The sequence below is a fragment of the Pseudaestuariivita rosea genome (genome assembly GCF_017592335.1).
GTDB lineage: Bacteria > Pseudomonadota > Alphaproteobacteria > Rhodobacterales > Rhodobacteraceae > Parasulfitobacter > Parasulfitobacter rosea.
Genome location: NZ_JACNMP010000010.1, coordinates 91,710 through 110,611 on the forward strand (window position 1 = coordinate 91,710; position 18,902 = coordinate 110,611).

Annotated in this window: 18 protein-coding genes; 1 reads left to right on the forward strand and 17 read right to left on the reverse strand. The window is 57.5% G+C overall.

From position 1 onward, the window contains the following. Positions 1–193 precede the first annotated feature (193 nt). Positions 194–1,069, reverse strand: a complete 876-nt coding sequence (locus H7848_RS09120; protein ID WP_208350413.1) for a type IV pili methyl-accepting chemotaxis transducer N-terminal domain-containing protein — start codon at positions 1,067–1,069, stop codon at positions 194–196. 164 nt (positions 1,070–1,233) lie between these two features. After that, the gene (glpK, locus tag H7848_RS09125; protein WP_208350417.1) at positions 1,234–2,718 is read right to left on the reverse strand and encodes a glycerol kinase GlpK; all 1,485 of its coding nucleotides are present in this window, start codon (positions 2,716–2,718) and stop codon (positions 1,234–1,236) included. Positions 2,719–2,833: 115 nt separating this feature from the next. Between glpK and H7848_RS09130 the strand changes: the two genes are divergently transcribed. Beyond that, a complete protein-coding gene (locus H7848_RS09130) occupies positions 2,834–5,269 on the forward strand; it encodes a ligase-associated DNA damage response DEXH box helicase (protein WP_208350418.1) in 2,436 nt (811 codons plus the stop codon). Positions 5,270–5,313: 44 nt separating this feature from the next. On the opposite strand, the gene H7848_RS09135 is transcribed toward H7848_RS09130, so the two are convergent. The 15 genes from H7848_RS09135 to H7848_RS09205 form a co-directional block, all read right to left on the reverse strand. After that, positions 5,314–6,009: an RraA family protein gene (locus H7848_RS09135; protein ID WP_208350420.1), complete on the reverse strand. Its 696-nt coding sequence runs from the start codon at positions 6,007–6,009 to the stop codon at positions 5,314–5,316. Beyond that, the gene (locus H7848_RS09140; protein ID WP_336512079.1) at positions 6,002–6,709 is read right to left on the reverse strand and encodes an alpha/beta fold hydrolase; all 708 of its coding nucleotides are present in this window, start codon (positions 6,707–6,709) and stop codon (positions 6,002–6,004) included. Before H7848_RS09140 ends, H7848_RS09135 begins: the two co-directional genes overlap by 8 nt. After that, entirely contained in the window at positions 6,706–7,827 is a 1,122-nt protein-coding gene (locus H7848_RS09145; RefSeq protein WP_208350421.1) for a cobalamin-independent methionine synthase II family protein, read from the reverse strand. The genes H7848_RS09140 and H7848_RS09145 overlap by 4 nt, the downstream gene beginning before the upstream one ends. A gap of 3 nt (positions 7,828–7,830) precedes the next feature. Beyond that, positions 7,831–8,448, reverse strand: coding sequence for a class I SAM-dependent methyltransferase (locus tag H7848_RS09150; protein WP_208350422.1), 618 nt, complete (start codon positions 8,446–8,448; stop codon positions 7,831–7,833). Continuing rightward, positions 8,436–9,392: a cupin domain-containing protein gene (locus H7848_RS09155; protein WP_208350423.1), complete on the reverse strand. Its 957-nt coding sequence runs from the start codon at positions 9,390–9,392 to the stop codon at positions 8,436–8,438. The genes H7848_RS09150 and H7848_RS09155 overlap by 13 nt, the downstream gene beginning before the upstream one ends. Further along, a complete protein-coding gene (locus tag H7848_RS09160) occupies positions 9,393–10,382 on the reverse strand; it encodes an ester cyclase (RefSeq protein WP_208350424.1) in 990 nt (329 codons plus the stop codon). It lies immediately after the preceding gene. Further along, the gene (locus tag H7848_RS09165; RefSeq protein WP_208350464.1) at positions 10,379–11,398 is read right to left on the reverse strand and encodes a LacI family DNA-binding transcriptional regulator; all 1,020 of its coding nucleotides are present in this window, start codon (positions 11,396–11,398) and stop codon (positions 10,379–10,381) included. Before H7848_RS09165 ends, H7848_RS09160 begins: the two co-directional genes overlap by 4 nt. Next, positions 11,398–12,162 carry an SDR family NAD(P)-dependent oxidoreductase gene (locus H7848_RS09170; RefSeq protein ID WP_208350425.1) on the reverse strand — a complete coding sequence of 255 codons (765 nt, stop codon included), beginning with the start codon at positions 12,160–12,162 and terminating at the stop codon, positions 11,398–11,400. The genes H7848_RS09165 and H7848_RS09170 overlap by 1 nt, the downstream gene beginning before the upstream one ends. 139 nt (positions 12,163–12,301) lie before the next feature. Next, the gene (locus tag H7848_RS09175; RefSeq protein WP_208350427.1) at positions 12,302–12,688 is read right to left on the reverse strand and encodes a VOC family protein; all 387 of its coding nucleotides are present in this window, start codon (positions 12,686–12,688) and stop codon (positions 12,302–12,304) included. Continuing rightward, a complete protein-coding gene (gene hisD, locus H7848_RS09180; protein WP_208350428.1) occupies positions 12,685–14,013 on the reverse strand; it encodes a histidinol dehydrogenase in 1,329 nt (442 codons plus the stop codon). Before hisD ends, H7848_RS09175 begins: the two co-directional genes overlap by 4 nt. A gap of 6 nt (positions 14,014–14,019) precedes the next feature. Further along, positions 14,020–14,556, reverse strand: coding sequence for an ester cyclase (locus H7848_RS09185; protein WP_208350429.1), 537 nt, complete (start codon positions 14,554–14,556; stop codon positions 14,020–14,022). Further along, on the reverse strand, positions 14,553–15,434 hold the full coding sequence (locus tag H7848_RS09190) for a carbohydrate ABC transporter permease (RefSeq protein ID WP_208350430.1): 882 nt from the start codon (positions 15,432–15,434) through the stop codon (positions 14,553–14,555). Before H7848_RS09190 ends, H7848_RS09185 begins: the two co-directional genes overlap by 4 nt. After that, on the reverse strand, positions 15,434–16,459 hold the full coding sequence (locus tag H7848_RS09195) for a carbohydrate ABC transporter permease (RefSeq protein WP_208350435.1): 1,026 nt from the start codon (positions 16,457–16,459) through the stop codon (positions 15,434–15,436). The genes H7848_RS09190 and H7848_RS09195 overlap by 1 nt, the downstream gene beginning before the upstream one ends. A 70-nt stretch (positions 16,460–16,529) precedes the next feature. Beyond that, positions 16,530–17,759: an ABC transporter substrate-binding protein gene (locus tag H7848_RS09200; protein WP_208350436.1), complete on the reverse strand. Its 1,230-nt coding sequence runs from the start codon at positions 17,757–17,759 to the stop codon at positions 16,530–16,532. Between the two features lie 82 nt (positions 17,760–17,841). Next, positions 17,842–18,900 carry an ABC transporter ATP-binding protein gene (locus H7848_RS09205; protein WP_208350437.1) on the reverse strand — a complete coding sequence of 353 codons (1,059 nt, stop codon included), beginning with the start codon at positions 18,898–18,900 and terminating at the stop codon, positions 17,842–17,844. Positions 18,901–18,902 lie beyond the last annotated feature (2 nt).

The window sequence follows — 18,902 nt, forward strand, 5'->3', positions numbered from 1 at the left end:
CAGTGTGCAGGTGCGGCTCGATATGAGCCGCCGCAGGGTGTTTTTCAAGGAAAATCTCGGTGATCGTCCGATATCGGCTGAACTATGTGGTTTATATGTATAAAATTGCGTTTGGTCGGGTTTGTATATAACTTTCTTCGCAAAAAGCGGTCCTCATACAGACCGCTTTGCTGTCGACGCTATGAGTGATGGGTCATATTCCGCTGTAAAGCGACACAACTTCATCCATTATTTCAAGCATCTTTTCGGCGGCATGATCCATGACAATCAGCCGTTCAGCCTCTGGCACATCACCTTCCACAGCAGCCTGAAACGCGGGCTTTAATGCGGTCCATTCCGTTTTGACCAATGACAGACCTTTTGCGATTTCATCCGTGGGTGGCGCCATTACACCGGCATCAGGCAGGCCGTTTTGCAGGGCGTTCAGCGATAGATCGAACAGATTGATCGCCTCGGCCAGATCAGCTGTCAGTGTCGACAAATCATCGCTTATCCCCATCAAACAGGCCTGCTTGACCATGTTTTGTGTCAAGGTCCGTTGGCGGGCGGCAATATCGACGGTCATGTTTTGTGTGAAGCTTGCGCCCGACGCATCGTCCGAATATGCCATGGCCGTTCTTTGTGCCGCATCTTCGGCGATGGCTTTGATCGCCAGGCTGATCGGCTGTAGCTCAAGTATCGTCTCTGTCGATGTCGTACGATCCCTGATAATGGCTTTGATGGGCCGGTCCATTTCCGGCCAGGCATCCATGACACGTCTTTGCGCCATAAGCAGCGATGGCTTTGTCTCGGGCAGAAGTTGCAGCATGCCGCTGCCTTCGCGAAGGGCCAAAAGCGATGTTTCAAACTGATCGTGCGCTTCGGCCAGGTAATCCAAGTGCAGATCAGCCCCAATACCGCGTGCGGCAAAACAGGCAGATTTTACCATACGCTGCGTCAGCATACCTTGGCGCTCAGCGACGTCCAGGCGATTCAAAACGTCCTGATCTGCATGAACAGCCGATGCAGCGGTTGCAAGCACACCGAAAACAGCCGCAGTCAGGCGGCCAACTGAATTCTTTCCAAACAAGTATTTATCCCCATATTTGCGTTAGCCCGCACAACCAGAAATCGCCCAAGCAGCATCTGCCACCTCTGGTTGCCACCTCAGGATCGGACTAACCTTTCGTTCGGAAAGTGCAACATGGTTAGCGGACGATCACGACAGACCGCGACCGGAAAAACACAACCTGCCTAACTTGTAGTCAAAGTTCTGCGCACAGCGTCCTTCCAACCGGCATATTTTTGATCACGCAGTGCTTGTGGCATAGTCGGCGTAAAGGTTTGTTCCAAAGCCCAAGTGCGGGCAAAACCATCCTGATCGGGATAGATACCGGCCCGCATGCCAGCCAGCCAAGCGGCTCCAAGAGCCGTCGTCTCAAGCACCTTGGGACGATCCACAGGCGCACCGATGATATCAGCCAGAAACTGCATCGTCCAATCACTGGCACTCATGCCCCCATCGACACGCAGGGTTGCCGCCGCACCATGCCAGTCGGCCGTCATTGCTTCAAGCAGATCGCGGGTCTGATAGCCCACGCTTTCCAAGGCGGCACGGGCAAATTCAGCGGGACCGGACCCCCGGGTCAGTCCATAAATCGCACCGCGACACTCAGCATCCCAATAAGGCGCGCCCAGACCGGTAAAGGCAGGCACCAGATAAAGCTGTTGTGTTTCATCGGCGCGTTCCGCCAAGGGCTGCGTTTCTGCCGCCTCGCGGATAATCTTCAGACCGTCGCGCAGCCATTGCACCACGGCTCCAGCGATAAAAATCGATCCCTCCAGGGCATAGGTGGTGCGCCCGTCAAGCTGATAGGCAATCGTGCCCAATAGCCGGTTCTGGCTGGACACCAGCGCGTCGCCTGTATTCAGCAGGGCAAAGCATCCGGTGCCATAGGTTGATTTCAGCATGCCGGGCTGGAAACAGGCCTGACCGATGGTCGCTGCCTGCTGATCCCCCGCGACCCCAAGAATGGGCAGAGGGCTACCAAACAGATCGGCACGCGTCATTCCGAAATCGGCGGCACAGTCGCGCACTTCAGGCAGCATCTGCATTGGAATGTCGAAAAGCGTACAGATATCGCTATCCCATTTCCCCTCACGAATATTATACAGCATCGTGCGGGCCGCGTTGGTGGCATCGGTCACATGCTGGGCGCCACCGGTCAGTCGCCAGATCAGATAGCTGTCGACGGTCCCGAACAACAGCTTGCCATCTGCGGCACGGGCACGGGCGCCCTCGTGATTGTCCAAAATCCATTTCAGTTTGGTGCCCGAAAAATAAGGATCCAGCAGCAGACCTGTTTTTTCCGTCACCATAGCCTCGTGCCCATCAGCCTTCAGCGCCTGACATATTTCAGCAGTGCGTCTGTCTTGCCAGACAATCGCGTTATAAAGCGGCTTGCCTGTTTCGCGATCCCACACCACGGTCGTTTCACGCTGATTGGTGATGCCGATTGCGGCGATATCGCCGACACCAAGGTTCGCTTTTTCGATCGCGGCGCGACAGGTGCCAGCCGTCGTCGACCAGATATCTGACACATCGTGTTCCACCCAGCCAGACTGCGGGAAATGCTGTTTGAATTCTTCTTGCGCGATCGCTTTGACCTGCATTTCGCCATCAAATACAATCGCGCGACTGGATGTGGTGCCCTGATCGATTGCCAGAATATGTGTCATAATTCCCCCGTGTCCCGACTATCGTTTTCAAATCAACACTCTATTCTGCCCGGCGGCGCAAGCCCGCGCGCGCTTTTTTGCAGACAATTGCGGGGCAGCCTCTAGATTGCCTTCCATGACAAAATTGCCTGACAGCATCACAAACTGGTTTACCCATCGTGGTTGGTCGATCCACCCCCATCAGCAGGACATGCTGGACCGGGCGAACGCCCCTGCGCTGTTGCTGATCGCGCCGACCGGTGGCGGTAAGACACTGGCAGGATTTCTGCCTACTCTGGCCGAGCTTGGCGCGGGTGATCATGCGGGGCTGCATACGCTTTATGTCTCTCCGCTGAAAGCACTGGCCGCCGACATCAAGCGCAACCTGCGCACCCCCGTGGATGAAATCGGCCTGCCCATCAGGATCGAGGATCGCACAGGCGACACAAGCCAGACCCAGAAAAAACGCCAACGCGCTGATCCACCCCACATCCTGCTAACCACCCCCGAAAGTCTGGCGCTACTGACCAGCTACGAAGACGCCCCGCGCATCTTCAGGGGTCTGAAACGCGTGATTGTCGATGAAATTCATGCCCTGTCGGAATCCAAACGTGGCGATCAACTGATGCTGGCTATTGCGCGCCTGCAAACGCTTTGCCCCGATATGCGCCGCGTGGGGCTTTCGGCCACGGTCGAAGATCCCGCCGCCATTGCCCGTTTTCTGGCGCGTCATCCAGACCCGTGCGAAATCCTGAACGCTGATCCGGGGCCAGATCCCGACATCCGGATGCTGAAGACCGAAGAAGCCCCGCCCTGGGCCGGTGGCGGCGCAAAATACGCGATCCCTGCCGTGATCGAACAGGTCAAACAGCACAACACCACGCTGATCTTTCACAACACCCGCGCTCAGGCCGAGCTGTTTTTTCATAACCTGTGGCTGCAGAATGAAGATGATCTGCCCATCGGCATCCACCACGGATCGCTTGACCGAGCACAGCGCGAACGCGTCGAACAGGCGATGGTAGATGGCAGCCTGAAAGCCGTGGTTTGCACCGGCTCGCTTGATCTGGGGATCGACTGGGGGGATGTGGATCTGGTCATCCAGATCGGTGCGCCCAAGAACGTCAAGCGGCTGGTCCAACGCATCGGGCGGGCCAACCACCGCTATAATGCGCCCTCAAAGGCGCTGCTGGTGCCCGCCAACCGGTTCGAAATCGTCGAATGCCGCGCCGCCCTGCAGGCCGTCAAAGACCGCGACCTTGATGGCGATCCGCGTGGGCGTGGACCCCGCGATGTGCTCTGCCAGCATATCCTGATCACTGCCTGCGCAGGGCCGTTCGACGCGGATGCCCTTTATCGGGAAGTTACGACTGCAGGGGCCTATCACGATCTGACGCGGGCTGAGTTCGACGCCTGTCTCGATTTCTGCGCCACCGGCGGCTATGCTCTACGCGCCTATGACCGCTGGCAGCGGCTTCTGCGGCGCGCCGACGGTCAGTGGCAGTTGCGTGACCCCCGTGCGACCCGCGCCATTCGCATGAACATCGGCACCATTCAAGACACCGACACGCTGAAAGTCCGCATTCGCGGCCGCGGCAAACCCCTGGGCGAGATCGAAGAAGGCTTTGCCGCCACCCTGACCCCCGGCGACACCTTCCTGATCGGCGGGCAGATCGTGCGTTATGAGGGCCTGCGCGAAATGACGGTCGAGGTCACGCGGCAGGCAACTGACAAGCCCAAGATCGCCACCTTTATGGGTACCAAATTCGCGACCTCAACCCAACTCAGCCAGCGCATCCTGCGGATGTTCCAGCAAGATAGTTGGCCCGAACTGCCCCAACACACCGCCGACTGGCTGGCGTTGCAACGGAAGGTGTCGCAACTGCCCAAACCAGACCGGCTGCTGATCGAAAGCTTCCCCCACGACGGGCGCGCGCAGACCGTGGTCTATGGTTTCGCCGGTCGCAACGCGCAGCAGACGCTGGGGCTGCTGTTGACACAACGGATGGAGCAGATGGGTCTGGCGCCCATGGGCTTCGTCTCAACCGATTACGCCACGCTAATCTGGGGCCTTGACCCGCTGACCGATCCCGCCCCGCTGTTCGCCCGCGAAAACCTACGCGAGGGGTTAGAGACCTGGCTGGCCGGCAACGCCGTGATGAAACGCACCTTCAAGGCCAGCGCCGTGATCGCCGGGCTGATCGAACGTACGCATCAGGGCCAGCGTAAGACCGGGCGGCAGGCGACGTTCAGTTCGGACATCCTCTATGACACGTTGCTGAAGTACGACCCCGACCATCTGATGATGCAGATCACCCGCGAAGAGGCCCTGCGCGGGCTGGTCGATTTCGGCCGGATCGAGGAAATGGCCGCCCGCGTCGAAGGTCGGATCGATTTGGTGACATTGGATCGTATTACACCGCTGGCCGCACCCCTGTTCCTGGAACCGGGCCGCGTGCCCGTCAAGGGTCTGGCCGAGGAACGTCTTTTGGCCGAAGAAGCTGAACGGTTACTGACGACGGCTGGTCTGAATGAGGTTACCCCAAAGCGCGAATGGCGCGTGCCGTTTTGAGATAAAATAGAAATATGCTTCGCATCGGCTTGGCGTTCTAAAATTTATGTCCGCGCTTTTTCGAACCGGGTCCAGGCGCTCTCAAAATCTTCAAAGCTGAAATCTGGTGCGCGGGCTGCAGTCAGGATGATCTGTTCGGTTTGCAGCAACTTCTCGATCGCGACTTTGATCTGATCAACGTAGTCGTGGGCAATGATCAATGCGCCGTGGCGGTCGGCGTGGATCAGATCACTGTTCTGAATGTTCAGGCCAAAGATATTCACAGGCGTTCCGATTTCGCGGACATGGACGAATCCGTGACTGGGCCCAATCGATCCGGCGATAACCGGAAAGCCCGGTGGCAGATCGCCTAAATCCCGCATGACTCCATTGGTCAGGGCGCCAGACAGACCAAAGCCCTTGTGCACGGTCGTGTTGATTTCACCCCAATACGCACCGATTGCAGCATCGCCGTCGATATCTTCGACCACTGCAATGCCGGGGCGCGGACCGGTTGCCATGTGGCGATAATACTCCATGCGGCGCGTCTGGATCACCTCGGGTGGGTCGGTGGGTGGGGTCAATGCGGCAATTTTGGCCGTATGTGCATAGCCGACGATTGCACCCGCATCTGGATCACTGCACAAAACAGTGCCACGCGTGAACCTGTCGAAACCGCGCTTGCCCTCAACCACCTCAATCGCGTTGCAGACCGTGGGCGTGTCGACCCGCTGCAACAAGGCCAGGGTGGCATTATCCATCGTCAATCTCCTTCAGCCAGCGGCGCAGTGCATCTGTTGTCTGTTCGGCGCGCTCAAGCGTTGGCAAATGTCCGGCCCCATCGATGATTTGCAGTGTCGAGCCTGGTATCAGGTCATGCATCAATTCATGCCGTTCTACGGGGCACAGCAGATCATCGCGCCCGCACAGGATCAGCGCCGGATCGCGAAAGCCGCGCAAGGTAGCCGTTTGATCAGGACGGTCGCGCAGGGCCAGCGATTGCCGCACAAAAGCATCGGGGCCAAGATCCAGTGCCATTTGCATGCAAAGATCCAGAATGGCCTGACGCCCCGGACCATCGGTCAGGTAATTTGGCTTCATCTCATCGCGCATAACACTGGCCAATTCACCCCTTTGGATCGCCTCAATCTGAGGTCCGCGGCGCGCTTTGACCTCGGGCGCTTCTGCCAGCGGGTTTGTGTCCATCAGCGCCAGACCCGCGATGCGCTCGGGCGCCTGTCGCAGAACCTCCATCACGACGATACCGCCCATCGACAGCCCACCCAAAGCAAAGCGGTCCGGTGCATCAGTCAGAACCTGTTCAGCCAAAGCTGACATCGTGTCATGGCCCGAGATGCCGGGCACCAGGATATCCCGATCAACGGACAAAGCAGCGATTTGCGGGGCAAATAGCCGCGCGTCGCACATCATGCCCGGTAGCAGGATCAGTGGCAGCGTCACTGCACCCGCGCCGCGCCATCAGCCAAGGCACCAAGTTTAGCGTAGGCAATATCCGGATCAACCGCGCCAAACCCGGCAAATGTACCAAACCCGCAGTCACTGCCTGCGATCACCCGGTCGGCACCCACGATATCAACAAACCGTTCAATCCGCTGCGCAACCAGATCAGGGTGTTCGACAAAATTCGTCGTTGTATCGACCACGCCGGGTACCAGAACCTTGTCATCTGGAATATCGGCCTTGCGATCGCGGAACACCGTCCATTCATGGCCATGGCGGGGATTTGACGTTTCAAACAACAGATAACGGGCCTTGGCCGACATTAATGTGTCGAACATCTTTTCCATCGGGATGTCGCAAACATGCGGGCCTTCGTAGTTACCCCAGCAAATATGGATGCGCACGCGGTCTTCCGGAATATCGGTCAGCGCGTGGTTCAGTGCCTCGATATGGGACGCGGCGATCTTGATGAACTCCTCATCGCTTAGATCATTGAACAGCATGTGTCGCGACAAGGCCAGATCGGGGCAATCAAGCTGCAGGTCCAGTCCGCTTGCCACGATGGTTTCATATTCCGCTTTCATCGCATCGGCCAGTGCGGCCAGGTAGGCGTCACGCGTCGGATAATAGTCATTTTGCAGGAAAAGCGAAATCACCCCAGGCGACGCCGCATTCATGAACCCGCGCTGAATACCATGCTCCGACATCGCCGCCTGCAGATTGGCAATGTCTTTTTCCAGCTCGCCCTGACCTTTGGACTTCACTTCGCCGACGCACATCGGACGCGCGTATTTGGGCGTTCCACCATCGTCGGCCAGACGTTTCAGAAAACTGGGAAACTGCTTCAGATCAGCAGGGGCATTGCGCGGGCTGTCCCCGTCAAATCCAGTATAGCGATCCTTGACATAGGTGGCATAGCTGATTTTCGAGGTTTCCCCATCGCTGACGATATCGATCCCTGCGTCCCTTTGTTTGCGAACCGTTTCAGACACCGCAGAGGTCATGCAGGCATCAAAGGCGGTGCTGTCATAGTCCTTGCCATGTTCGCGGGCAAAGATGAAATCGACCACTTCTTGCGTGCGGGGCAGGGACCCTACGTGGGTTGTCAGAATGGGCATGGTTCACTCCTTTTCTTTGCGCGCCATCAGCACGCTGTGCCGCTCGGTTTCGGGATCATCGGCCAGAAAACCTGTCATGCGCAGCCCGTTATCTTCAAGGCAGGCTGCATATTCCGCTGGCGAAAGCGAGGCATGATAGACAGGTTCGTCGCCCACGATGCCTGATACCTCGCCTGCTTTGGGACCCACCGTCACCAGTATCGAACCACCCGGGCGCAGATGGGCCGCCATGCGGGCGATGGTGTCGCGCTGTGCCTTAGGGTCCAGATGAAAAAAGCTGTTCCAGGCAACAATGCCGTCAAAATGCTGACCCAGATCAAGCGTACGCATGTCGGCCAGACGCCAATCGCCATCGGGCCAGCGCTTGCGTGCGATGTTCAGCATCGCTTCCGAGAAGTCCGCGCCGGTCACATGAAACCCTTCGGCCATGAACCACCGAGCAATCGGTTCACCTGCACCGCAGCCCAGATCAAGAATATGCGCGTTGGTGCGCAAGCATTTGGCAAAACGTGCCAGCCAGCGTGCCTCAAACAATGCACGCGAACGCCGCGCATCATAAATTGCAGCCTGACGTTCGTAGACCGCATGGATATCGTCGGGTCCGGGCTTTATCCGGTCCATGTCGGTCCTGCGGCATCGTCGGTTGAGGTAATCCGGTACAGGCTGGCCTCGCCCGTCATCGACGGTTCGATCCCATATGCCTCACCCGCCAGCAACAGCGCGGTATCGCCGGGACTCAACACGGTCTGGCCGTCTTGATACCGCAGGGTCCAGTGGCCTCGAACGGGCATCAGCACCGTAGGCCGGTCGCGGGTGATAAGGTTTGCCGGGACTGATCCGCGTGTCAGGAATTCGACCTCAAAGCCGGGACGGTCCTTGATCAGGGCGTCAGGGCCAATGACGCGTGCCGGTTCATCGCGGGCCAGCGCCATCAAGTCCCAGTAACGTCCCACATAGTCACGGACCACCTGATCAACGGGCACCTCGGGGAATGTTTTCAGCGCTGTGTCATCCAATGCTGGCATCAGGTTGATCCCCGCTGGCAAGTCTTCGCCCTTCTTGCTGTCGTACAGCACACCGTTTTCACCCAGCATCAGCCCATGCTGGCGGGCGTCTTCGATGACCTGAGGCGCCCAGATTACGCCGCCGCCCGCATCGTCACCGCCCAGGATCGCTATGATCATCCCATAGTCGATGCCGATGTTTTCGAACCCGCGAAAAATGCCGGTGGGGATGTTAAAGATGTCGCCTTCCTCCAGTACGACCTCACCCGCCGTTCCCCAACGTCCCCAGAAAAAACGCCAGCGGCCTTTCAGCACGAAAAATACCTCGGCCGTTCTGTGTGAATGCAGTGAGTTCCGGCATTTTGGCGGCTGACCGGCCGCACCGATGTTGAAACCGATCTTATCGGTCAGATGCACGTGCTGGTCGGGGCTTTCACTGACGCCGCCGCCGATGATCGTGAAGTTTTCTTTTTGATCACTGCCGGGGGTGTGGGCATCGATAAAGGCTGTCTTGCAAGGCATCAGCGCGCCGTATCGGACAATACGATCCTCTATCGTCATCTATAATTCCCCCGTTTGCAGCAGTATTTGCTTCCAGATCGCGGTTTCATCAAAAAGTGTCCATTCCCGGCGCAGCTTGATCTGGCCGGGGATCATTTCGCCGAACTCGGCATGGGTGATGCCCATCACATGGACCGGGGCGCCTGTGGGACGCCCGAACATACCCCACCCATCGTGTTTGCCTGTTAAACTCCAACGGAGGGCGGCGCGGGGCGGCATATGCGGATCGTCGCGGCCGATCTGATGGTGGATTTCGAACCGGGCGTTTGGGAAAGCCGCGCGCAGACCCATCCAGAACCGGTCAGCCGCGTTCCAGCCATGGCCGGTTTGCCCGCCGGGGTATTCCACCTGTGCTCCGCGGTCGTATTCGATGCCAATAACCGCTATATCCGCGTCCATAATCCGGGTCAGAATATGACCCAGACGTGCACCCCATTCATTATCGTTGCCGCGCCCCCGATAGGGGCCATCGATGTCGGTTTCCGGCGTACAAGGTTTCACGCAGGCCTCTGGGCCACCCTCACGCGCAATCAGGTTACGGGCGTAATCCTTGGGGCTGTGACCCAACTGCCGAACAATCGCCGTCTGGTCGCGGATTAGCCATTCGTCGTTGATCTGATTATTGATTGCATGGCAATCCGCCAGAATGCGATACCGCAACTGCACACCCGTGGCCGTGCCGTAAACGCCATCCGCCGCATGGGTCGCGGTCGATATAATGCGGTGCGAACTCAGCATGCCAGTTTCGGGTGTTCCGCTCCAAATCACGTCTTCGCCCAAAAGCTGGCGGTCGGGAAATTCGGCCAGGGTCGCCATGGTCGCGGCAATCACGCCAGCATTTCCGACCACCACCGATGCAGGCGACCGCACGATGATGTCGGGTGCATAGTAGTCGTGCAGGGTCGCAATGCCGCGATCTTCCCAGATTTCTTTCGTGATGCCGATGATGTAATCGGGAAAGCTGGAAAATTTCGTATCAAAGCCTTTCATGATCTCCATCCTTTAGGGATATGGGCCGATTGACGCAGGATCAGATCCCCCTCGATCTTGATCGTTTTGGGATCGGCAACGCCGGTTTCAATCTGACGCAGTAGCAGATCAACAGTGCTGTCGACCATGCGATTGACGGGCTGGCGAATGGTTGTCAACTGATAGGCGCCCCAACTGGCCAGGGGCACATCGTCATAACCCACGACCGAGATATCCTGACCAGGCACCATCCCCGCTGCGCGCAATTCATCAATGACTGCAAAGGCCATATGATCATTGCCCACGAAAATTGCATCGGGGGGCGTATCAGCCTGTAGCAATTCGCGGGCACAATCTATGGCGACGTCCCGTTTATACATCCCATCAACGACAGCCGATGGGGTCATGCCAGCTTTTTCAAGTGCCTGCAAAAACCCCGCCTGCCTGTCACGCCCGGTGGAACTGCCTTGCCAACCCGCGATATGGGCTATGCGGCGATGACCGCCAGCAAGTAGAAACGCCGCCACCTTGCGACCGCCCAGCACGTTGGCTGATGTCACATTCGACAGCCCCGGTCCATTCTGACTGCGGTTGAACAAAACCACGGGAATCCCCATGGCGCGGGCACGGTCCGCCAGATTGGATGTCATCGAAACCGAGGCCGCGATGATCCCGTCCACCTGATAATCCATCAGGTCCTGCATCACCGCCTCGACCCCATCGGTCGAATTGGGGGCTGTGAAAATCAGAATGTGATAGCCACGCGCCTGCAGCGCATTCGACAAAAGCTCAAGCGCGATGGGGTAGAATTGGTTGTCCAGATAGGTCACCACCAGCCCGATGATGCGGCTTTTGCCGGACACCATCGCACGGGCCAGAACGTTGGGGCGATAGCCCAGTTCCTGCGCCGCCTGCCGGACCTTTTCCACGGTTTTGGGCGACGCGGATGCGCCGGGCGTAAAGACACGGCTGACCGCGGACTGGCTGACGCCGGCACGGGCCGCCACCTGGGCTGAGGTAATCCGGGTCTGACCCATCACTCAGCCGTCCACCCACCATCAATCATCAAAGCCGATCCGGTGACCATCGCGCTGGCATCCGAGGCCAGATACTGTACAGCACCCATGATATCCTCGACCCGACCGACACGGCCCAGCTTGATCTTATCTTCGATCCAGGCGCGTTTATCGGGTTGATCAAAGGTGCTTTGCGTCAGTTGCGTCAGGATGAACGTCGGACAGATCGTGTTGACGCGAATGCCGTGTTTGCCCCAATCAATAGCCATCGATTTGGTAAAGCCTTCGACCGCATGTTTCGTGGCGGAATAAACCGCCCGGTCGATGCCGCCGACCTTGGCCATCTGGCTTGAGATATTGATCAACGATCCCGGCCTGCCCGCCGCGATCAACCCTTTGGCCACCGCCTGGGTCAAGAAGTAAGCGCCCTTGATGTTCAGGTCAGCAACCGCATCAAAATCAGCCCCGGTCGTTTCTGCTGCGGGTGAGTGCCGCGCCAATCCGGCACTGTTGACCAACACATCAAAGGGGCCATGTGATCCTACAGCGGCCTGAGTTGCAGCCACATCAGCAATATCCAGCGTCATCGCACGTGCTGTCATCCCTTGCGCCTGCATAGCCTTGACCAAGTCGTCCAGCGCATCGCGGCGCCGGGCAGCTACCGTTACATCGGCCCCGGCTTCGCCCAGGGCAACAGCGCAAGCCAGCCCGATCCCCGAAGACGCCCCGGCAACCAACGCACGCTTACCATCAAGACGAAAAGAGGGGGTCTTGGGCAATATCATATCGAACCGTCGATTTTCGTGGAGTTTGATGGATAACAAAGATCAAGCGAACCAGATGGGACAATTCGACAAATCTGCCCATCTTTCAGATAGGCATCCCGGTGCCGTTTTGTCGCGTCAGTATAGTCGAAAAACTGCTTCATGCCCATGATGGTGGTTCGGTTGAGGGACTATAGGTGCCAAAAGTAAACTCATGCCCCTCCGGCCCTAAAGCACGATAGCGCCATGTACCCCATTCTGTCTGTTCCGGCCCGTAGACTATTCGTGCCCCGTGTTTCATGGCACGATCATGATGGGCTTGTACGTCTTCAACTACGACATAAACTCCGGGTGATCCTTTGGCGCGTCCGGCATCGGTACCCATCATAACCACACCATCCCCGTAGCGCATTTCACAATGGATCAATGTGCCATCCTCAGCGTCTTGTCTTTGGATTATCTCAAAACCGAATGCCTTTTCGAGGAATTCAATTGCAGCAGCACCATCTGCAAAGCTGAAGTATGGAACAATCGTTGGCTGACTCATTCTGCGACCTCTCGTTTTTCAGCGGGCGCGCCATAGGGGACATTAAGACCGCCATACCGCCGGACGCGCAGGTTGCATTGTTCCGCGTGGCCAACGAAGCCTTCCAGTAGACACAGACGTGATCCGTATTCGCCTATCTGCACTGCGGCCTCATCAGAAGTGATGCGTTGGTAGCTGTGAGTTTTCAGATATTTACCGACCCAAAGCCCGCCGGTATAGCGCCCGGCACGTTTTGTGGGCAGCGTATGGTTGGTGCCGATCACCTTATCCCCGTTGGCGACATTCGTGCGTGGTCCCAGAAACAGCGCACCGTATGAGTGCATGTTGTCCAGATACCAGTCATCACGGTCGGTCATGACCTGCACGTGTTCATAGGTCATATCATTGGCCACCAGCAGCATTTCGTCATGGCTGTCGCATAAGATGACATCCCCGAAATCCCGCCAGCTAATGGCAGCTGTATCAGCGGTGGGCAGGATCTTCAGAATGCGATCAACCTCGGCCATCGTGTCCTGAGCCAGTTTGCGGCTGTTTGTGATCAGGCAGGCGGGCGAGTTATAGCCGTGCTCGGCCTGACCCAGCAAATCCGTTGCACAGATTTCGGCATCCACCGTTTCGTCCGCAATCACCATGGTTTCCGTGGGGCCTGCAAACAGATCAATGCCCACCCGGCCGTAAAGCTGCCGCTTGGCCTCGGCCACATAGGCGTTGCCGGGACCGACCAGCAGATGAACGGGATCAATGCTTTCGGTTCCAATCGCCATGGCACCAACGGCCTGAATACCGCCCAGAACATAGATCTCATCCGCGCCGCCCATGTGCATCGCGGCGATCACGGCGGGGTTCGGTTCACCGTTGAAAGGCGGCGTGCAGGCGATGATACGCGGCACACCGGCAACCTTTGCGGTGGCAACTGACATATGCGCACTGGCGACCATCGGAAACTTGCCACCGGGCACATAACATCCCACCGACTGAACGGGGATATTCTTGTGCCCCAAGATCACTCCGGGCAGCGTTTCGACCTCAATATCCGTCATGCTGGCGCGTTGCGCCCGTGCAAAATTAACGACCTGATCGTGGGCAAAGCGGATGTCGTCCATGTCGCGCGGACTGACCTTGGCAATGATCGACTGAACCTCGGCCTCGCTTAGCCGATAGCTGGGGCGGCAAAATTTGTCGAACTTGACGGCCAGATCGTGCACAGCGGCATCCCCGCGGGCCTCAATATCTTTCAGGGTCGCCTCAACGACCGCGCGTACCTGCGCGTCGTCATCGGCTTTCTCGGCCTGAGATTTGGATTGTTTGAGATATTCTATCGCCATGTCATCCTATCCCTTGGGTTTGGGCCGCGGCGGGGTCTTTTGCCCCCGGTCGTATGCCTCCCAGCCTTCGCCATTGAAAACATCGACACCCAGTTGCGCCAAAACATGGGGAAAATCGACCATCACCCAGTTGTCCACGATCTTGCCATCGACAACTTTCCAGAAATCCATGTATCGGATTTCCACCCGCTTACCGGTGGGGGCGACGCCCATGAATTCACCCGAATGCGTGGCCAGCTGACGTCCGAAACAAGCCGCCCATTCGCCCATATAAAGCCGCGCGTCGTCCATCGCGACCTTGTCGGAAAAGGCCGCCTGAAATGGCCGCTGCCAGTTATCCTGAAATTCGCGCAAGCCGTTCTTGGTGCCGCAGCCCTGATTACCCATCCAGCGAAAGCTTTCGGCGAAGAATTCACCGATATCGTCAATCCTATGATCGTTCAGCCCATCCACCATCGCTTCAATCACCGCGCGCGTGGCATCTGTTTTGGACAGATCGGTATCGCGGCTTAGAACCGCCTGTTCAGGGCGCTGGCCACTCATCCCTTCACCGCCCCGGCTGTTAGCCCCGATACGATCTGGCGTTGGAAGAACATCACCAGAATAAACAGGGGTGCCGTGGCCGATACCACCGCAGCGACCGCGAACATCACGTTGCCTTCGGTATAGGTGGTGCCCAGAAAAGCCGCGATTTCGGGAATCATGGTGCGGTTCGATTCACTCAGCAGCATCGATGTGACCGCGAAATCGTTATAGGCCAGCAAGAAGCTGAACAGACCCGTCGTGATCACTCCGGGCCACATGACGGGCACGATCACATGGCGGAAGGCTTGAAATTGCGTGCAGCCATCGACCTTGGCGCTTTCATCCAGTTCTTTTGGGATGTTCTGGAAAAACGAATGCAGCATCCACAGTGTAAAAGGCTGGTTTATGGCGACCAGAACGATGATGGTGGTCGGCAGAATGCCCCACACATTCCATTCAAAAAACGGCAGCATATAGCCCGCGACCAGTGTGATGGGCGGCATGGCCCGAAAGATCAGCGCGATGATCAAAAGCCAGAAGGTATAGCGAAAGCCGGACCGGCTAAGGGCATACCCCCCCAATGTTCCGATCGTCAGCGAGGTGCAGACGACGAAAAAACAAACGATAAAGGTGTTGATGGCGGCGCGCCAGAAGTCCTCTTGCACCCAGGCACCATAATAGCCTGCGCCGGTAAAGGGGCTGCCGTAGGTTTCCTGGGTTCTGGGGCCGAACAGGGCATTCGTCCAGTCGGCGATGGAAAAGAAGTCAAGTTCGACCTTGAACGATCCCCATAGCGTCCAGAAAAACGGAAAAGCCGCCAGTATCAGCCAGACAATGATAAACAGGCTTGTGGTCAGGCGCAGACCAAGCGGGACGCGTTGTGCTTTTGAGGCCATCAGTGCTTTCCCTTGAAATCGCGCCAGGTGCGCACCAGAACCGGCGACAGCAGGATCGCCACACCGATAATCGTCATGACCGATGTTGCTGCAGCGGCTGACAACTGACGGGTTTCGCCGCCCAGATCGTTGAAGATGATCCAACTGAGCGAGGTCGCATGCGCCTCGGCATTGAAGCCGACAATGGGTTCGAACACCCTGAAGTTATCCATCAATTGGATCAGTGCGACGAATGTGACCAGCGGCATAATATGCGGGATGACCACATAGCGTACCTGTTGCCAGCGTGTGGCGCCGTCGATTTGCGCGGCCTCAAGCTGATCTTTTGGCAGGGTCTGAAGTCCTGCATAAAAGACGACGAAGGCAAAAGGTGCCGAATGCCAGACGCCATAGACGATCAGCATGATCCAGGTCAGGCCGGTCGACGCCTTTAGTGACAGCCCCGGATCATTCGCCATCCATTGAATGGCCGATCCGATAATCCCGCGGCTGTCGATCATCCAGAACAGGATCAGCGATCCGATCAGCGGTGTCACGATCATCGGCAGCAAAGAGAAAAAGATCACCAGCCCCTTAAGGTGCCGGTGCAGCGAATTCACGGCAAGTGCGATCATCAGGCCAAGCACGATCAGCAGCGGCGTGACTGTAAAGGTATAGGTCAGTGTGAAGGCCATCGCCCGATAGAACGGCAGATTGCCAAGTCTGTTGAAAAATTCAGCCCAGGTGTTCGAGGCGCGCCAGATCAGGGCCACTTCGTTTACCGCCAGGTGGCCGCGGTCAAAATAGATATCAAGACCCGCAAACCGGCCCAAGGGGGCCTCTTCGCGCAGGGCACGAGTTGCCTCTTGATCGATGATGGTTTCTTGAACACAGGTAAAGGGCGTGCAGCTTTCCACGGTTCTGAACACCGCTTCGTGCGGGGTGAACAGCGACTGGATCACGACCGACACGATGGGGGCAGCGATGAAAAGCAGCATCGCCAGCCCCGTCGGCAAAAAGAACCAGAAAAACGTGCGGTGCTTCATGAACCCTGTCTCTGACTGCGTAATGACTGCCGCGGCGGGGCGGCGGGGCCCCGTCGTGGGTTGTCATGACTTATTGCAAGAAACCCTTTTCGCGGGCGGCGGCGCGATACGCTGCTTCAACATCGGCCAATGCCTGTTCCGCGCTTTCGCGGCCCTGCATGAAATCCGACAGCTCACTGCCCAGTGCGGTGTGCATCAGGCCCATATAGGGCAGCATCGGATAGGGGACGGTATTGGCATTGGCCGCAGCAAAGACGCCAACGGCGGCATCGGTGGGCTGATAGCCCTCAATCAACCAGACCGCCTGTCTGGCCACGTCACCATCTTGCAGGATATCCGGTCTGATGCCGTTCATCATCGCGATAAATGTTGCTTCGGCTTCCGCATCACTGATGTTTCGGGCAACGGTCCAACCATCCCACCACAGGGTCGAGGCCGGTGTCGATCCACCGCCCACCGTCAGCGGACCTGCAATCGCAAAACCGTCGATGACCTCTTGCGGCACACCTTCGGCATCGGTCATCGTGGCCGCGCGTGACCCCCACATATGCATCAGTGCCACGTTACCTGCACGAAACTCGGCATTGGCGGCATTTGAGTCATGGGTCAGGAAATCGGGGTTCATGTATTCACTAAGCGCCTTCATCATCTCAAGCGCACGGATACCTTCGGGTGAATTCACGTTCGGCTCGGCACCGCCATCCTTGAAATGCGTGCCACCATAGCCCAGAAGCATATTGTTGAATTCCTGGGCCAGATTCCAGCCCGCCTTATAGGGACCGCCAATCGGGTTTTCCATAATCCCCTGTTCACGGATCATCCGGGCCGCTTCCAGAATCTCTTCATAGGTGGTGGGCGGTTCGACCCCGATCTGATCCAGAACATCCTGCCGATAGACCAGATGCTGCGCATTGGCCATAAACGCAACGGCCATGACATTGCCATCAATGGTTATCAACTGGTTACGTTGTAGCGATTGCCCATGCTGTTCAACCAGATCATTCAAAGGGCGAATAACATCTTCGTTCATCAGTGCCACTATTGAAGAGTTGGCAACAATTGCGCTGGTATATTCCGCCGGGTTGCCCTGCATACCCGGCAGGTTGATCTGTTGGTGATCAGCGGTCAGGTTGGTTGTGACATCTGCCCCAGAACATTCCTGCGCCCCCGCGCCGACGGTCTGAATGGCCGGGAATTCGTTGCCAACAATACTGACGCGCGCCCCGATTTCGCAGGCAGACGCCGCAGCAGCCGTCAAAAGGGCGATCGCACTGGCGGTTGTGATGGTTCTGAGAAACATTGTCTTCTCCCTGTTTTCGTTCTTTGGGATACGTAGGCAACTACGCCCCCTCTTTATGCCCCGCCTGTCGGCGGTGGTCGCTTTAGCCGGGTTTGTCACCGATCCTTAATCCAGTCGTCGCATCGAATAGATGGCAGTGATCGTGGGGAATGCGGATCGAGACCATATCGTCGATTTCAGCCCGGAATGATTTGTCGGCTTTGGCGCTGACCAGCACGCCGCCGATGCGCACGCTGACCATGGTCGCGTCCCCCAAAAGCTCAAGCGTGTAGATCGGCGCGGTGATCTGTCCGCCCTGATCTGTGACTTCGGCGTCTTCAGCCCGAAAGCCCAGCGTTACCGGTCCATCAGGCGCCTGAAGGCCGGTGATTTCGGTTTTGGCCGCTGTGAAAACTCCACCGCTGATCATGCCATCCAGCAGGTTCATCGCGGGGTTACCGATAAACCCTGCAACAAAGGTATTGGCCGGATAATTATAAATCTCGGTCGGGCTTCCGACTTGCTGCACAACGCCTTTTTCCATCACCACAACACGGTCGGCCAGTGTCATCGCCTCAATCTGGTCGTGGGTCACGTAGATCGTCGTAACGGCAAGTTCATGGCTAAGGTTCTTGATCTGCGCCCGGGTCGATACCCGCAACTTGGCATCAAGGTTGCTCAGCGGTTCGTCCATCAGAAACACATTCGGTTCCCGCACAATGGCCCGCGCCAAGGCAACGCGCTGACGCTGCCCGCCCGACAATTCCGCCGGTTTGCGATCCAGAAAATCATCCAGCTCAACCATCGCACTGGCGCGCATCACCTTGTCCTTATGCGTCGCCGGATCGGCCCCACGCACCTTTAGCGGGAAGCGGATGTTTTCGTAGACATTCATGTTCGGGTAAAGCGCGTAGCTTTGGAAAACCATGGCCACGTCGCGGTCTTTGGGCTCAAGGTTATTGACCACCTTGCCGTCGATCAGAATGTCGCCCTCGGTCGGGTCCTCAAGCCCTGCGATCATGCGCATGGTGGTCGTCTTGCCACAACCAGACGGTCCAAGCAGCACCAGAAATTCGCGATCTGGAATGGTCAGGTCGAATTTATCGACACCGACGAATGATCCCCAGCGTTTGGACACACCGGATAAAACGATTTCCGCCAAAG

Bases quoted from the DNA above. Each gene is read 5' to 3' on its own strand.
- glpK (WP_208350417.1), bottom strand. From the start codon at position 2,718: ATGACACATATTCTGGCAATCGATCAGGGCACCACATCCAGTCGCGCG.
- H7848_RS09130 (WP_208350418.1), top strand. From the start codon at position 2,834: ATGACAAAATTGCCTGACAGCATCACAAACTGGTTTACCCATCGTGGT.
- H7848_RS09135 (WP_208350420.1), bottom strand. From the start codon at position 6,009: ATGGATAATGCCACCCTGGCCTTGTTGCAGCGGGTCGACACGCCCACG.
- H7848_RS09145 (WP_208350421.1), bottom strand. From the start codon at position 7,827: ATGCCCATTCTGACAACCCACGTAGGGTCCCTGCCCCGCACGCAAGAA.
- H7848_RS09150 (WP_208350422.1), bottom strand. From the start codon at position 8,448: ATGGACCGGATAAAGCCCGGACCCGACGATATCCATGCGGTCTACGAA.
- H7848_RS09155 (WP_208350423.1), bottom strand. From the start codon at position 9,392: ATGACGATAGAGGATCGTATTGTCCGATACGGCGCGCTGATGCCTTGC.
- H7848_RS09160 (WP_208350424.1), bottom strand. From the start codon at position 10,382: ATGAAAGGCTTTGATACGAAATTTTCCAGCTTTCCCGATTACATCATC.
- H7848_RS09165 (WP_208350464.1), bottom strand. From the start codon at position 11,398: ATGGGTCAGACCCGGATTACCTCAGCCCAGGTGGCGGCCCGTGCCGGC.
- H7848_RS09170 (WP_208350425.1), bottom strand. From the start codon at position 12,162: ATGATATTGCCCAAGACCCCCTCTTTTCGTCTTGATGGTAAGCGTGCG.
- H7848_RS09175 (WP_208350427.1), bottom strand. From the start codon at position 12,688: ATGAGTCAGCCAACGATTGTTCCATACTTCAGCTTTGCAGATGGTGCT.
- hisD (WP_208350428.1), bottom strand. From the start codon at position 14,013: ATGGCGATAGAATATCTCAAACAATCCAAATCTCAGGCCGAGAAAGCC.
- H7848_RS09185 (WP_208350429.1), bottom strand. From the start codon at position 14,556: ATGAGTGGCCAGCGCCCTGAACAGGCGGTTCTAAGCCGCGATACCGAT.
- H7848_RS09190 (WP_208350430.1), bottom strand. From the start codon at position 15,434: ATGGCCTCAAAAGCACAACGCGTCCCGCTTGGTCTGCGCCTGACCACA.
- H7848_RS09195 (WP_208350435.1), bottom strand. From the start codon at position 16,459: ATGAAGCACCGCACGTTTTTCTGGTTCTTTTTGCCGACGGGGCTGGCG.
- H7848_RS09200 (WP_208350436.1), bottom strand. From the start codon at position 17,759: ATGTTTCTCAGAACCATCACAACCGCCAGTGCGATCGCCCTTTTGACG.